Below are 14,235 nucleotides of genomic sequence, written 5' to 3'. Positions count from 1 at the left end.
GATGGTCGATATCGCCGAACGGCGACAAGTCCTCGGGGCGGTGTCGCGCGCGGCTCGGGCTCGGCCTCGGTCGGCGATGGCCGTCGGTGCGCTCGGCGTCGCCACATCGGGCATCTTCATCGGCTTGTCCGGCGCCTCGCCGGCCACCGCCACGTTCTTCCGATGCCTGCTCGCGCTGCCGTTGCTGTGGCCGCTCGCCCCCGCGGAACGCGCCACAGAAGGGGCGCTGCCCTGGCGACGCGGTGCGATCGCGGCGGTCGCCGGGGTACTGTTCGCCGCCGACGCGCTGCTGTGGACCCAAGCGATCGCCGAGGTCGGCGCCGGGTTGACCGCGGTGCTGGTGAACGCGCAGGTCGTCGTCGTTCCCCTGCTGGCCTTGCTCATCGACCGCGAGCCGGTCCGGCGCACGTTCCTCGTCGTGCTGCCGTTCATGGCGGCGGGCATCCTGCTCGCCGGTGGCATCCTCGAGACCGGGGCCACCGGCAGCGCCCCCGCCCGGGGAACGGCCCACGCCCTCCTCGCCGCCTTGTGCTATGCGGCGTTCCTCTTCCTCCTGCGGCGCGGTGGGCACGGCGGACAGGTGGTGCAGTCCTACCGGGTCGTGCTCGCCTCCGCGGCCGTCGTCGGGGCAGTGTGGCCAGGCGTCACCTACACGCCTGGCTGGGGGCCGCTGGGTTGGCTGGCCCTGACGGCGGTGTGCGGGCAGATCGGTGGCTGGCTCTTGATCGCCCTGGCCACCTCCCACCTGAGCAGCACGGCGAGCGCGGCGATGCTGCTGCTGACCCCCGTCGGCGCGATCGGCCTGGCCGCTGTCGTCCTCGGCGAACACCCGACGATGCCGCAGCTGCTCGGCTGCGCCCTGATCCTCGCCTGCGCCTACGCGGCATCCACATCCGGTTCCGCACGGCGCAGGATCGTCGTCACCGTCCGGAAACGGCTGAGCGTCCTTCGGGGCCACGCCATCTGAAAGCCCGCGTATTCGTTCGCCTTCGACGGCCGACGGCCACGCTGGTGACCGAACGCGATCACACTGCCCTGCCCCCTTCGGGCCAGCCCGCGACCGGCTCGTCACGGCGCGGGCTCGGCATGCAGCATCCGGTTCCGGATCGCGATCACGGTCGCGCTGCGGCCGGGCGGACGCGTGCAGCCGGTTCAGGAGGTCCGCTGGGCGTGGGCAGAACGATATTCAGTCGATGGTGCAGCCGGAGACAGGCTTCCCGGCGAGGCGATCCAGCAGATAGGTGATCGCGTTGTCGGGACCGAATCCGTCGATCATCTCGGGTCCGAAATGGTTCGGAATGGTGGCGCCCGGCAGGATCGGCGGCAGGTCGTTGGTGCGGAAGGTGACCGTAGCGCCCTTCGCACACCAATCCTCGGCGAGCCGGCGCGCCTGGCCGTAGGGGACGGTGTCGTCGTTCAGGCCACTGGTGATCAGCACCGGCGTCGCCGGAGTGCGGTTGCCGACCCGCATCTCGGCCAGGACGGGAGCGGCCTCGGGAATCGCGGCCAGATGCTCGGTCAGCGAGCGACCGTCATCGGTCATCGCGCCGGTCTTCATGAAGGCGTGGCGGGTGATGATGTCGCCGATGCATTCGTCGCTGAGGGTCTCCAGCATCGCGCGCCCCGCGGGGCTGGTGACCCGGTCGACCGCCTTCTGCAGTTCGGGATAGCGAGCGAGCAGACCGTTGATCGCGAATCCGATGGCGCCGCTGATGAGCGAGCCGTCGATACGCTCCAGGATCGCGGCCAGATCCGCGACCGGCCCCCCGGCCCAGGTCCCTTTCAGGGCGAGTTCGGGCGCGTACTCCGGCTGCAGCTCCGCCGCTGCCGCGGTGGCGCCGCCGCCTTGGGAGTAACCCCACAGCACCAGCGGGGTGTCGGGACCGACTCCGGCGAGGTCGTTCGCGGCACGTGCACCGTCGAGGACAGCATGCGCTGATTCGATCCGGTTGGCGTAGGTATGGATTCCCGGCGTGCCCAGGCCGATGTAATCGGTCACCAGCACCCGCGCGCCCAGCGCGCTCCACACCACCGAGGCGGGCAGCTCCTGATTGGCCGACAGTCCCGGCGAGGGGTCGGTGTACACCGTGACCCCGGTGGAGAAGGCCACCGACATCGCGCAGCGGTCGCCCTGACCGGAGGTGCCAGGGCCGATGACCACCGTCGGGCGCGGCCCCGGCCCCTGCCAGGGACCGGTGGCGTCGATGAAAGTTCCCGACACCGCGACCGGCGAGCCGTCCTGCAGCCGCGAGGTGTACATGACGTGCTGCGCCTTGCCCGGCCATCCCTGGTCCGTGGGCAGCGTCGCGAACAGCGCCATCGGCGCGGTCTTGATGATCGCGCCCGGTTCCGGCGGGATCTGCGCGGGCGGCACATAGAAGTCGCCCACCGGGGCGGCCGCGGCCTCGCGTGTGTCCATCCCCACCCCGGTCACCACGGCGACGCACACCGCGGCCACCGCCACCGCCACCGGAGCGGCCCAGCGCCGCAACCCCACCCGAGAACGCCCATGCTGTCGATACATCGATCAACTCTCCGTGAATTCCACCCGGCACCGTCGCCGGAGTGGCCTCGGCCGCGATAGCTGTTCGACATGAGACATGAGACATGTCACAGCCGCTGACCTACCGTAGAGTAACACGATTACTGCGGATATGAATCCGGCCGGTGTCAGATAACGGCCCGCTACTGTCGCACTGCCCATGGCGCAGGCGCAGGCCCCTGCCCGCGTCGGGCATGGAATCCGAGTGCCGCGGCGAAGGCCGGACGACGTCACGGTGCGGTGGCGCCGATCTACCAGCTCACCGGCAGCTCGTGCAACCCGCAGGCACCCGGCCGTGCTCGAACTGCACTTCTTCGAACGAATCGCCAAGCGCAGGGTGGGAATTCGCCGCACCAGCGTCCGGAAGACGATTGGCGATCCCGCCCGGGCGAGCCGCTGCCTCACGCACTGCCGCGGCGCCCACGGCATCACCGGCGGGCATACCCCGACCCCGGTGGGAACCTGACCGCCGCGTACACCCCGGCAAGTCGCACACATCGCGAACTCGCCGCTCACGGGAAACGGGAATAGTTGTCGCGCAGAGCTTCTCGCCGGGCCGGCGGCCTGGCGGCGCGTCGACTCACCGGGTAAAGTGATCGTTGTACTCTTCTCGTGGCAGCCCGAGCGCCGCTTCGCTGCGCCGCACACATGCAGGAGGAATGCCGGATGATCACCGCCGACGTACCGATCCCACGACGCGAACCGGGCGGCGCGGCAGCGCATCCGAGCGACCGGGCCAACCGCTCGTGACGACCCGGGACGTGGCGGTGCACCGCGGATTGCGATCGGATAAGCGCGCTTCCATCTTGCGGGGAGCCCGGGCGGTCTTCTGCCGCGACGGCTATGCCCGCGCCTCCGTCGACGCCATCGCACGCGAATCCGCGGTTTCGACGCGAACGATCTACAAGCACTTCGCTGATAAGAAACAGCTGTTCACCGCGGTGATAGTGGACAGCGCCGCGCATACGCGCGCCAGCCGATGCGCCGCGATCGACCACCACCTCGGCGAGGTCGTGGATCTCGAGGCCGATCTGATCGCCCTGGGCCTGGCCTTCGTCGTCGGTGGCGACGAGCACCACTTCGCCCTGGTCCGCCAGATCCGCGCCGAGGCCGATCACATCCCCGGCGCGGTCCTCGACGCGTGGCTCGACTCCGGCCCGCGCGCGGTGCATGCCGCGCTGGCCCGGAAGTTCACCGAGCTGGCCGCGCGGGGCGTGCTTCACCTCGACGATGCCCAGCGCGCGGCCGTCCACTTCGTCCTGCTCGCCGCGGGCGAGGCCAACGACCGAACCTTCTGGGGCGCCGTAACTGCCGAGCCCGGCGCCATCGAAGCCGACGTGACCGCAGGCGTCCGTGCCTTTCTCCGCGCCTACGGAGCCGCTTCCACCCCTTGAACCGGGCAGGCAGGGCGGATGCCCTTCCGAAGCAGGGACGCCCTGCCGCCTCGATCGAGCCGAACGCCGACGATACGAAAGGACCCGATCATGTCCCCAGTGGATCTGGCGTCCGCCAGAGTGCTGCTGACCGGCGCCACCGGCGGTCTCGGTCACGCCGTGGCGCGTGAACTCGCCTCCCAGGGTGCGGCTCTGGTGCTGACCGGCCGTCGCGCCGACACCTTGTGCGCGCTCGCCGCCGAACTCGACGCCACGGTGATTCCCGCCGATCTGTCGAAACACGAGGACCTGCCACGCCTGCTCGACCAGGCCGGGCCGGTGGACGTGCTCATCGCCAACGCCGGTCTACCGGCGGGCGGGCATCTTCTCGAATTCTCCGCAGCCGACATCGACCGTGTCCTCGGGGTCAACCTGCGCGCGCCGATGCTGCTCGCCCGCGACTTCGCGGAACGGACGACGACCCGCGGAAAAGGGCACATCGTCTTCATGGGCTCGGTCGCGGGCCTGCTGCCCGCACCGCGCGTCAGTCTCTACAACGCCACGAAATTCGGCCTGCGCGGCTTCGCCCTCGGCCTTCGGCACGATCTGCGCGAAGCCGGAATCGGCGTGTCCATCGTCGAACCGGGCTTCGTCCGTGACGCGGGGATGTTCGCCGAGAGCGGCAGCCGGCTTCCCCCCGGAATGCGCACGGCCACGCCGCGGCAGGTCGCCGACGCTGTCGTCCGCGCCATCCGGGAGAACGTCGACGAGATCGTCGTCGCTCCGATCGAGACGCGACTGCTCGCCACGGTCGGATCCCTCGCCCCGAGGTTGGTGGCGCCCGTTCATCGCTTCCTCGACTCCGAACGCCTCGGCACCGATCTCGGCAGCCGATTCCACCACGAAAGCTGATTCTCACCACCATGTGGTGACTTCTGAAAAGGAGGTCGGGTGTGCGTCATCACCAAGTCGTCGTGGTCGGCGCGGGTCCGGTCGGATTGTGGCTGGCGGCGGAACTGCGCCTCGGCGGCGTCGACGTGCTCGTTCTGGAGGCGCGTGCCGAGCCGGATCCGAATTCGAAAGCGCTGGCGATCCACCCTCGCACGCTGGAAATGCTCGCGTCGCGAGGTCTGCTCGACCGATTTCTCGCCGAAGGCAGCCGGATCCCGAGCGGCCACTTCGCCGCGTTGGGCGCCCGGCTGGATTTCCGGCTGCTCGACACCCCGTACCAGTTCACGCTGTCACTTCCGCAAGAGCGCACCGAACAACTCCTGGAAACGCACGCTCGCTCGGCCGGAGCCGACATCCGGCGCGGGCGCCGCGTCGTGGGATTGACCGCGCGCGCCGAGTCGGTCGTCGTGCACCTCGAGGAGGGAACCACCGTCGAAGCGGAATGGGTCGTGGGATGCGATGGTGTCCGCAGCACGGTCCGGCAGGCCGCGGGCATCGCCTATCCGGGCACCGGAACCACGATGCTGGGCTGGCTCGGCGACGTGGAACTCGCCGACCCGCCGCCGCAGCCCGTCCTCAGCGATTGGACCGAGGCGGGCCTGCTCATGGTGGTGCGGCTGCCCGGCGGCTGCTATCGCCTGATCGGTATCACGCCCGAGGATCTGCGAACCGATCGGCGCGACGCCCTCACCCTCGACGAACTGCGAGCGAAGACCGTGGCGATCGCGGGCACCGATTGGGCGATGCACTCCCCCAAGTGGTTGTCCCGCTACGGCAACGCCTCGCGGCAAGCCGAACGCTACCGAGCCGACCGCGTACTGCTCGCCGGTGACGCGGCACACCAGCACATGCCCGCGGGTGGGGTCGGGATGAATCTCGGCCTCGCGGACGCGATGAATCTCGGCTGGAAGCTCGCCGCCACCATATCGGGGCGAGCATCCGAAAGCTTGCTGGACACCTATCACACCGAACGGCACCCGATCGGCGTCCGGGCACTGCGCAGCACCCAAGCCCAGGCGGCACTGATGACTTCCTTCTCGCCGGACGGCAGGCAGTTGCGCACCATGTTGTCCGACCTCATCGGCGACCGGCCCGAATTCGCTCGCACGCTCGCCGAGCAGCTGTCCGGACTGTCGGTGGCCTACCCCGCCGCACCCGGGGCGCACGCCCTGACCGGTCACCGCGCCCCGGACCTGGCCCTCGCCGACGGCCGGTCGCTGTTCGCGACTCTCACCGACGCACGTCACGTCCTTGTCGACATCGCCGGCGGCTTGGCGCCGGTCGGTGAGCTGCCGCTCGCGCGGGCGGTGCCGATTCACGACCGGCCGGAGTGGGCGGGGGTGACAGCGGCGCTGGTGCGGCCGGACGGCTACCTTGCCTGGGTCGGCAGCCGAGACACCGGACCGGTGCCGCGGGTCTGGTCCGAGCGCGCGGCATGATGCACTGCACCACAACTCCTTTCGACGGTGCGTGCTGACAGGATGTAGGCGTGCTCGCGCAGAATACGCTGAACTCGGTACGGACGAGAGTGTCCTCGACCTACGTGCTCGCCGCGCTGATCGTTCTGGCGGTGGGCCTGCAAGCTCCCTTGGCCCGCGTAGTCGGATCATCGGCGCGGGGGCAGACCGCGGTGACGGTCTTCGCAGGCGTGTTCGTGCAGGCGGTGCCGTTCTTGGTGCTGGGGGTACTGGTCAGCGGCGCGATCGCGGCGTTCGTCTCGCCCGCGGTGCTGCGGAGGGTGCTGCCGCGCAACGAGTCCGCCGCGATCGGAGTGGCCGGGCTGGCCGGAATGGCGCTGCCGGGCTGTGAGTGCGGGGTGGTGCCGGTCGCGCGTCGGCTCACCGAGCAGGGGGCGCCGGGTTCGGTGGCATTGACCTTCATGTTGTCCGCGCCCGCCATCAACCCGGTCGTGCTGATCGCCACCGCGGTGGCGTTTCCCGGCGAGCCGGGCATGGTCGCGGCGCGGTTCACCGGCTCGCTGGCCACCGCGGTGGTGATGGGACTGATCTGGTCGAGGATCGGGCGGCCGGCGTGGCTGCTGCCCGGCGGCAGGCGCGACCACTGCGCGGTGGGCCGCAACCGATGGGAGGTCTTCACCGAAGCCGCTCGCCACGACTTGTTGCAGGCCAGTGCGTTTCTGGTGCTCGGCGCCGCGACCGCCGCCGCGCTGCACGTGCTGGTTCCGCCCACCTGGTACGAACACTTGGCCGGGCGGATGGTCTTGGCGATTGTGGTGCTGGCGGTGCTGGCGATCGCGCTCGCGCTCTGCTCGGAGGCCGACGCGTTCGTCGCGGCGAGCATGTCGGCGTTGCCGCTGCTGCCACGACTGGTTTTCCTGGTGGTCGGCCCCGCGGTCGATGTGAAGTTGTTCGCCATGCAAGCGGGCGCGTTCGGGCGCTCGTTCGCGCTGCGGTTCGCTCCGTTGACTTTCGTGGTGGCCGTAGTGTGCGGCACGATCGCCGGATACGTTCTGCTGGGAGGCGCCCGATGAGGCGGGAGACGCAGAATCTGCTGTTGCTGTTGATCGGCGGCGCGGTCTTGTGGACCGCGCTCGACGGCTCGTACCTGCGCTATGTGAAGCCGAGCCTGTATCCGTTCCTGGTGGTCAGCGGCGTCGGATTCATTCTGCTGGGACTGGTGGCCATCGGGCGCGACATCAGGCACGGCGCGGCGTCCGCCGACGACGAGCACGACCACGCGCACGGCAGCGGCCGGGTCCACTGGCTGCTGTTGCTTCCGGCTGCCGCGCTGCTGCTCATCGCTCCGCCCGCGCTGGGCGCCCAAGCGGCGTCGACCAGCAGCCGGGTCCAGGTCGTGTCGCGCGAATCATCCGGCGCGGGAACCGAGCAGCGGTCGTTTCCGCCGCTGCCCGCGGACGCGGTGCCGACGCTGCGGCTCGTCGAACTGGTGAACAGGGCGCTGCTCGACGCCGATCGCTCGCTCGACGGCAGGGAGGTGATGGTCAGCGGATTCGTCATGCGGCCGGACGATTCCGGGCGGCGGCATCCTGGCACTCCCGACGCCGACCTCGCCCGAGTAGTCATCACCTGCTGTGTCGGCGATGCCCGATACGTGCAGGTCCACTTGGCCGGGATGACCGAGTCGATCGAGGACGACGCGTGGCTCGAGGTCCGCGGTTTCGTCGAGCCGGGCAGCGCGCAACACGATCCCGAGCTCGTACCGACTCTCCACGTCACCGGTTATCAGCGGGTGGCCGCGCCGGAACACAGCTACGAACAAGATCGATGAAGACACCCTGGCGGCAAGGGGCGTCGATCACCTCGTGCGCACGGTGGCGGTGGCCCCCGCGAAAACCGCTACATCGTCACACTGCGCGGTGAGCGAGATGGTCGCCCGCCCGATGGCGTCGTCGACGGATCGGACCATGCCGCCGATGGAGATCTCGGCCAGGCTGTCGGGCGCCACCGGGACCGGGCTCGCGAACCGCACGTAGTAGCCGACGACGCCGTCCGCGACGCCGAGCCATTCGCTCAGGCACGTGGCGCCGAGACCCATCGTCAGCATGCCGTGCGCGGTCACCATGCGCAGACCCGCGTGCCGGGCGGCCTCGTCACTCCAATGAATCGGATTGACGTCGCCGGAGACACCGGCGTAGTGCACGAGTTCACCGCGGGACAAGCGGAACACGCGCCGGGGGAAGCGTCGGCCCACCGTCAATCCCGGCACGGCTACCCCGGCGTTCGCCTCCGTCGCGAGCGAGGTCGATCGCACGGCTCGCGGTGCGGGCCGGGCCGACGCCGGTGCCGGGAGGTCGAGCATGGTGATGGCCCGCACGGTCGGTGCCAGCTCCCGAGCGCGTCCGGCCAGGGTGGTGTGCACGGTCTGCACCGGGTTCGCCATCGCGTCGCGGATGACGGTGGTGACGGCGATGAGGTCACCGCTCGGCGTGGACCGCCGGGAATCGACGACGACCTCGTGCGTCAGCCGATCTCCCGCGACCACCGGCCGGTGACAGCGGATGTCCTGATCCACGTGGAGCAGGTGGGCCGGATCGTATCCGTCGAGCGCGGCCCGCATCTGCGACCGTTGCGCGAGAGAGCCGACCGCCGAGGCGAACGTGATCGGCGCGACCAGGCCACGATGACCGAGCGCGGCGGCACTGGAATCGTCCCAGTGCGCGGGATGCGCATCCTGCACGGCGCGGGCGAATTCCCGGATCTTCTCCCGGCCCACCTCGTAATGGTCTGAAACGCCGTGGCCGGTGGCGACGGCAGGGCGCGGGGACATGACGGACTCCTCAGTCACCGTGGGGCTCGAGCGGCGAAGATGCGCTGGCCGTGCGCGGCCAACGCCTGTTCCGGCCCGGGCAGAACCAGCCGGGCGGGCAGATCGGCCGCGATGAGCGCGGCGCGCCACTGGGTTTCGGTCAGGAAGATGCGGTCGGTCCCCGCGCGCACGTCGTCGCGACCGGGACGTACACCGCCGGGGCGGGCGGACATCAGGAAATGCATGGAGGTGAGCAACTGGCAGTGTTCCCGGCATGACTCGATGACGACGAGGTGCCCGCCGGGGCGCAACACCTCACGCAGCCGGCCCAGCGTCGCGCCGCAGTGGTGGGCGTTGTGTAACACGTTCGCGGCCAGGATGACGTCGAAGGACCGCTTCGGCGGCAACTCGGCGTTGAGATCGAGCAGGTCGAACCGTAGCCAGGGGTACTGCGCGAAACGCGCCCGGGCGGCGTCGAGGAAGAACGACGACACATCGGTGAAGTGGTATTCGACGGGAAAGCCGTCGAGTACCGGGAGAAGGTCGGCGGTGGTGCCTCCGATACCCGCGCCCAGTTCGAGGATGCGGACGGGGTGACGGTCGGCGGCGAGTGCGTCCACGGCCCGGGTGACGATCGCGCCCGCCGCCGCGTTCAAGTATCGGTTCACCGGGTTGTCCCGGTACGCGGCCTCGGCGGTGAGCAGGTCGGCGTCCGGGAACAACAACTCCTGGGCGAGCACTCGGTCCCGCAACAGATCGAGCGCATGGCGATTGGCAGCCGCGAAGAAGCGCGCCAACTGCGGAGAGAACCCGAGGTCGGCGCACACTCGATCCAGATCGGCGCGTTGCGGCGCGGTGGCCTCCCGCAGTGACGAAAAAGTCTGTCCGTCGGCATGTTCCAGCCATCCGTGCGCGGCGAGCACGCCGAGCCAGCGCCGCAGCAGCCACCGATGTCGTGGCGCGACGTCCAGTGCCGCCGCGATGTCGTCCTCGGTGCGCGCCCTGCCGCCGGACAGCGCCGGTCGCAGTGCGGCGGCCATGGCGCGCAGGCCGAACAGATCGAGGTCACCGCGCGCGGAAAGGCAGTGCCGCGCATCGAAATCGGCGATCGCCGCGGCGGCGCGCGCAGCGATGTCGATGGCTTCGCCGGTGGTCATCGCGCCTCGTTCAGCGGCGGGATGTTGTGGTTGCAGCGAAACAGGTTGTCGGGATCGTAGCGGCGTTTGAGCTGTTGCAGTCGCGGATAGGAATCGCGATGGTAGGCGCGGCGCACCCGTTCCGGTGACGCGGTGTCGTCGAGGATCCCGATATAGGGCCCGCCCGCAGAACAGTGCTGCAGCGCGGCCACCACCTCGGCGATCCACCGGCGTGACGGGTCCAGATCCGTCCCGCCCGGCCCGCCGGAGAACATGACCGCGTGGTAGGCGGCGTCGTGGTAGCCGAACGCGGTCGCGTCCACCGGCGCCCGGCGCAGCGCGCCGCCGAGTTGATGGACCGAGACCAGCGAATAAGGGGTGGGCATGTCGGCCGCGAGGTCGATGAGCGCGTCGATGGCGTCGTCGTCGAACGCGCGCAGCCATTCCGTTCCGGTGGCGGTGCCGTGACCTTCGTGGAACGCCTGCTCGGTATTGCGTTGCAGCTGCGGGTAATCCAGCGACCGGATGAGGTCGAGCTCCGGTTCGCCCAGGCGTTTCAGTCCGGCCAAGGCCGCGCGGGCCCGGTCGTCGGGCCCGAAGTACGCGACCGTCACCGCGGCCATCGCAGGCCCCTCGGGCGCGGTGGGCGGCCAGTGCAGCAGGGTCGCGCGCAGCGCCAGCTCGTCCGGGGCTTCAGCACAGAGCTCCCGGAATTCGCGGAACACGGCGCGCCCGGACTCCAGCCGGAACAGCAGCGTGCCCGCGTGCACGGAGCCGATCGGATGCAGTGCGAACTCCACCGACACGACGACACCGAAATTGCCGCCGCCGCCGCGCAGCGCCCACAGCAGTTCGGGGTACTGGTCCCGGGTGGTGTGCACCAGTCGGCCGTCGGCCAGCACCACGTGAGCGGAGCGCACGCTGTCGCAGGTGAAGCCCGCCATCCGCTGCAGCCAGCCGCTGCCGCCGCACAGCGTCGAACCGATCACGCCGACCGTGGACACGTCCGCTCCGGTCACGGCCAGGCCGTGCCGGTGGCAGGCGCGATCGAAGTCCGCCCAGGTGACGCCCGCGCCGACGGTGGCACGCCGGGCGATCGGATCGATGGTGATCGTGCGCAGCCGCGACAAGTCCAGCAGCAGCGAGCCGTTCGCCGCCGGGTGACGCGCGACTTCGTGGCCGCCCCCGCGCACCGACACGACCAGGCCGTGCCGCCGCGCACTCGTGACCGCGGCGCGGACGTCGGGAACCCCGGCGCAGCGTACGACGGCGGCCGGCCGCTGGTCGACGGCCGAATTCCAGCGTTGCCGGGCCAGGTCGTATCCCGGATCGCCCGGCGTCAGGACGGCGCCTCGGCAGGTCGCGCGCAGGTCGGCGAGATAGTCCGTCGATCGGGTAGCGGTCATGTGGCGGCGAACTCCTCGGAGACGACGATGGAAGGCGGTGCCGTTGCGCCGCGCAGTAATTCGAGATAGTCCGCGAGGACTTCCGGCATCCGGCGGCGCACATAGCGTGTGAACGGGTCGTTGCAGGCGACGAGCGGCGGCTCGGCGTCCATCTCCGGCTGGTGCTCGGGGCGGCCTGCGGCCAGCAGCCGCGCGTCGGCCGAATCGAGCAGGACCGCGCAATCCGGTGGCAGCGCCGCCGCGAGCGCAGCGGGCGCGACCGCGTCCGCGGCGTCGGGGACGAGCAGCGCGTTCGGTATGCCGGTGACCATGGCCGCCTCCCGGCGCACGATGTCGGCGAGCGCGGCGATCCGGTCGGCGGCGTCGCGGCCGGAGAACTCGCGCCAGGCGACGGTACGGTGCGGGCCCGGCGACGGCGCGTCCACGGTGAGCACCACGTCGTAGCGGTATCGGGTCAGCTCGGTATCGTCTCGCATCGGTTTGGCGTAGCAGGCGGCCCGCACCGATCGAGGATGGCGGCGGGCGATCCGGGTGAAGAGGCGAGGATCGCACAGGAGTTCTTCGTCCGCGTCGAGCCGGGCGGCAGCCCGCCGCGCCAGATCGTCGGCACTCAGGCCGGGATCGCGCGCCAGTTCCAGCCATCGAGCGAAATCCCGGGCCCCGAGGAGATTGCGGATGTCACCGACGACGACAGCGCCTCCGGGTGCCACGACGTCGAGCGCGTCGTCGAGCACAGCGGTGAGGTAGCGCTCGTCCGGGAAGCACTGGGTCACGCTGTTGAGCACTACGCAGTCCGGCCGCCCGCTCGCGTCCAGCCCACGCAATGCCGCGCGCACCCGGTCGGCGGCGAGCTCGTGCGCGGCGGCGCGCAGCACCGAGACGCCCGGCAGGCGTCGAGCGCGCAGCCTCTCCACCACGGGCGCGGCCGGGTCGAGGCCCACGTAGCCTCGGGTGGCCGGAGCCAGCCGGTGAACGAGAAGCCCGCTGCCGCAGCCGATCTCGAGCACCGTCCGGGGTCGGCCGCGCCGCACCAGCCCGACAGCGTGATCGATCCACTCCAGCATGTGCTCGCGCGGGAACGCCGCACCGGTGTCGGAGGCGCGCCATCCGGACAGATCGAGATCGTCATCGTGGCGCAACTCCCCGGAGGAGTAGACGAACTCGTACACGTGCCGCCAGTGCTCGAGATACTCCACGAGCAACGCGCCGGGCCCAGGTCGCACCGCGACGGCCTCCGGGGCAGGACGCACCACCAGAGCCGCGCGCCGCTCGTCCCACCGCGCCGAGTCCACCCACGGGTGCCGTCCGAGTACGGCGGCCAGTTCATCGGTCACGGCTGGTGCGCCTGCGACGCGGCCGCGAGCTCGGCAGCTGCGAACATGCGGTACACGCGCTCGGGATCATTGGCCGCATGCGCTCGGCCCCCGTGCACGTCGCGCCAGAAACGCTGCACTGCGCTGTCGGACCGCAACGCCCGGCCGCCGGAGCTTTCGAACAGCCGGTCCATGGCGGCCACGGCGCGCTCGGTGCCGCGGACCTGGTCGCGGCGCAACCGCAAGCGATCACGCGGTCCGATGGGCCGGTCGGCCGCCGCCAGCGCGTACATGTCTTCGATGTTGCCGGTGAGCTGGCGCCAGGCGGCATCGATCTCGGTCGCGGCGAACGCTATCCGCTCCAGCGTGGCCGGGTCGTCGCGGAACTGGTCACCGCGGTAACCGGTGTCCTTTCGCGCGTCGCCGGGTAACGCCGCCCGCACTCGGCCGCTCTGCTGCTCGAGATACGCCTGGTACCCTCCGCGCGCCATGCCGACGATGGCCGCCGTGATGGCGCTGGTGTGCAGACAGCCGAACGGGATCCGGTACAGCGCCCCGGCGTTGACCTGCCGGCCCGGCGTGCGGCATGCGGTCACCGCATCCGAGGACAGCGCCCGGTGTGTGGGCACGAACACCTCGTCGACATGGATGTCGTTACTTCCGGTGCCGCGCAACCCCACCGAATGCCACACGTCCGACACCCGATAGTCACCGGCAGGCACCAGGAACGTGCCCGAATCGACCGGCTCACCGTCGACGATCACCCGCGCGCCCAGCAACGCCCACCGCGCGTGGTCGCAGCCGGAAGCGAAACCCCAGGTGCCGCTGAGCCGGTAACCGCCCTCGACGGGAACGGCGGTGCCGGTCATGGCGTACGAGGAGCACAGGGGGACGTCGACGCCCGATCCCCACACCTCGTCCTGGGCGCGACCGTCGAACAGCGCCAGATTCCACGGCGACACACCGAGGACAGCGGCGACCCACCCGCTCGAGCCGCATGCGGAGGCCAGTTCGGCCGCCGCGGTGTAGAAGACGGCCGGATGCGCCTCCAGCCCGCCGTAGCGCCGCGGGCGCAGCAGGCCGAAGAATCCCGTAGCGGTGATGTCTTTCAACGATTCGATCGGGATCCGCCTGGCCAGCTCGGTGTCCTGGGCGCGCTTGCGCAGCGTCGGCAGCAGATCGCCGACCGCGGCCAGCACCACGGCGGTGGCGTCGTCGGTCATTACGTTGTCCTCCCTAACGGGTCGAGTGATCCGGTGGGCCGTCGCCGGCCGTTCCCGGGCGGCA

The 14,235-nt window shown here is 70.5% G+C and carries 12 protein-coding genes; 6 read left to right on the top strand and 6 right to left on the bottom strand.

Going from position 1 to position 14,235, the window contains the following annotated elements; all coding sequences use genetic code 11:
• The first annotated feature begins 1 nt into the window (after position 1).
• Positions 2-967, top strand: a complete 966-nt coding sequence (locus ACWEKR_RS03675) for a DMT family transporter (protein WP_452353129.1) — start codon at positions 2-4, stop codon at positions 965-967.
• A gap of 219 nt (positions 968-1,186) precedes the next feature.
• Here the strand turns inward: ACWEKR_RS03675 and ACWEKR_RS03670 are convergent, their stop codons facing one another.
• Positions 1,187-2,524, bottom strand: a complete 1,338-nt coding sequence (locus ACWEKR_RS03670) for a lipase family protein (protein WP_452353128.1) — start codon at positions 2,522-2,524, stop codon at positions 1,187-1,189.
• Positions 2,525-3,288: 764 nt separating this feature from the next.
• Here ACWEKR_RS03670 and ACWEKR_RS03665 point away from each other — a divergent pair.
• The 5 genes from ACWEKR_RS03665 (at position 3,289) to ACWEKR_RS03645 (ending at position 8,115) form a co-directional block, all read left to right on the top strand.
• Positions 3,289-3,936: a TetR/AcrR family transcriptional regulator gene (locus tag ACWEKR_RS03665; RefSeq protein ID WP_452353127.1), complete on the top strand. Its 648-nt coding sequence runs from the start codon at positions 3,289-3,291 to the stop codon at positions 3,934-3,936.
• 90 nt (positions 3,937-4,026) lie between these two features.
• Positions 4,027-4,827 (top strand): SDR family NAD(P)-dependent oxidoreductase, encoded by an 801-nt coding sequence (locus ACWEKR_RS03660; protein ID WP_452353126.1) that lies wholly within the window; start codon positions 4,027-4,029, stop codon positions 4,825-4,827.
• 41 nt (positions 4,828-4,868) lie between these two features.
• On the top strand, positions 4,869-6,305 hold the full coding sequence (locus tag ACWEKR_RS03655) for an FAD-dependent monooxygenase (protein ID WP_452353125.1): 1,437 nt from the start codon (positions 4,869-4,871) through the stop codon (positions 6,303-6,305).
• A 50-nt stretch (positions 6,306-6,355) separates the two neighbouring features.
• Positions 6,356-7,357: a permease gene (locus ACWEKR_RS03650; protein ID WP_452353124.1), complete on the top strand. Its 1,002-nt coding sequence runs from the start codon at positions 6,356-6,358 to the stop codon at positions 7,355-7,357.
• Complete coding sequence (locus tag ACWEKR_RS03645; protein ID WP_452353123.1) at positions 7,354-8,115, top strand: TIGR03943 family putative permease subunit; 762 nt, start codon at positions 7,354-7,356, stop codon at positions 8,113-8,115. Before ACWEKR_RS03650 ends, ACWEKR_RS03645 begins: the two co-directional genes overlap by 4 nt.
• 27 nt (positions 8,116-8,142) lie before the next feature.
• Here ACWEKR_RS03645 and ACWEKR_RS03640 read toward each other — a convergent pair whose 3' ends face one another.
• The 5 genes from ACWEKR_RS03640 to hsaA are packed head-to-tail and all read right to left on the bottom strand — an operon-like array spanning position 8,143 to position 14,171.
• Positions 8,143-9,114: a fused (3R)-hydroxyacyl-ACP dehydratase subunits HadA/HadB gene (locus ACWEKR_RS03640; RefSeq protein WP_452353122.1), complete on the bottom strand. Its 972-nt coding sequence runs from the start codon at positions 9,112-9,114 to the stop codon at positions 8,143-8,145.
• A 14-nt stretch (positions 9,115-9,128) separates the two neighbouring features.
• Positions 9,129-10,250, bottom strand: a complete 1,122-nt coding sequence (locus tag ACWEKR_RS03635) for a class I SAM-dependent methyltransferase (RefSeq protein WP_452353121.1) — start codon at positions 10,248-10,250, stop codon at positions 9,129-9,131.
• Complete coding sequence (locus tag ACWEKR_RS03630) at positions 10,247-11,635, bottom strand: FAD-binding oxidoreductase (RefSeq protein WP_452353120.1); 1,389 nt, start codon at positions 11,633-11,635, stop codon at positions 10,247-10,249. Before ACWEKR_RS03630 ends, ACWEKR_RS03635 begins: the two co-directional genes overlap by 4 nt.
• The gene (locus ACWEKR_RS03625; protein WP_452353119.1) at positions 11,632-12,969 is read right to left on the bottom strand and encodes a class I SAM-dependent methyltransferase; all 1,338 of its coding nucleotides are present in this window, start codon (positions 12,967-12,969) and stop codon (positions 11,632-11,634) included. The genes ACWEKR_RS03630 and ACWEKR_RS03625 overlap by 4 nt, the downstream gene beginning before the upstream one ends.
• Positions 12,966-14,171 (bottom strand): 3-hydroxy-9,10-secoandrosta-1,3,5(10)-triene-9,17-dione monooxygenase oxygenase subunit, encoded by a 1,206-nt coding sequence (hsaA, locus tag ACWEKR_RS03620; protein WP_452353118.1) that lies wholly within the window; start codon positions 14,169-14,171, stop codon positions 12,966-12,968. The genes ACWEKR_RS03625 and hsaA overlap by 4 nt, the downstream gene beginning before the upstream one ends.
• Between the last annotated feature and the right edge of the window lie 64 nt (positions 14,172-14,235).

The organism is Nocardia sp. NPDC004573 (assembly GCF_053602135.1).
The sequence above is the reverse complement of the archived record's forward strand: the minus strand, read 5'-3'. Positions and strand labels throughout refer to the sequence as shown.

Coding starts and splice junctions, on each gene's coding strand:
- ACWEKR_RS03640 (WP_452353122.1), bottom strand. CDS start 9,114: ATGTCCCCGCGCCCTGCCGTCGCCACCGGCCACGGCGTTTCAGACCAT.
- ACWEKR_RS03675 (WP_452353129.1), top strand. CDS start 2: ATGGTCGATATCGCCGAACGGCGACAAGTCCTCGGGGCGGTGTCGCGC.
- ACWEKR_RS03630 (WP_452353120.1), bottom strand. CDS start 11,635: ATGACCGCTACCCGATCGACGGACTATCTCGCCGACCTGCGCGCGACC.
- ACWEKR_RS03645 (WP_452353123.1), top strand. CDS start 7,354: ATGAGGCGGGAGACGCAGAATCTGCTGTTGCTGTTGATCGGCGGCGCG.
- hsaA (WP_452353118.1), bottom strand. CDS start 14,171: ATGACCGACGACGCCACCGCCGTGGTGCTGGCCGCGGTCGGCGATCTG.
- ACWEKR_RS03670 (WP_452353128.1), bottom strand. CDS start 2,524: ATGTATCGACAGCATGGGCGTTCTCGGGTGGGGTTGCGGCGCTGGGCC.
- ACWEKR_RS03660 (WP_452353126.1), top strand. CDS start 4,027: ATGTCCCCAGTGGATCTGGCGTCCGCCAGAGTGCTGCTGACCGGCGCC.
- ACWEKR_RS03635 (WP_452353121.1), bottom strand. CDS start 10,250: ATGACCACCGGCGAAGCCATCGACATCGCTGCGCGCGCCGCCGCGGCG.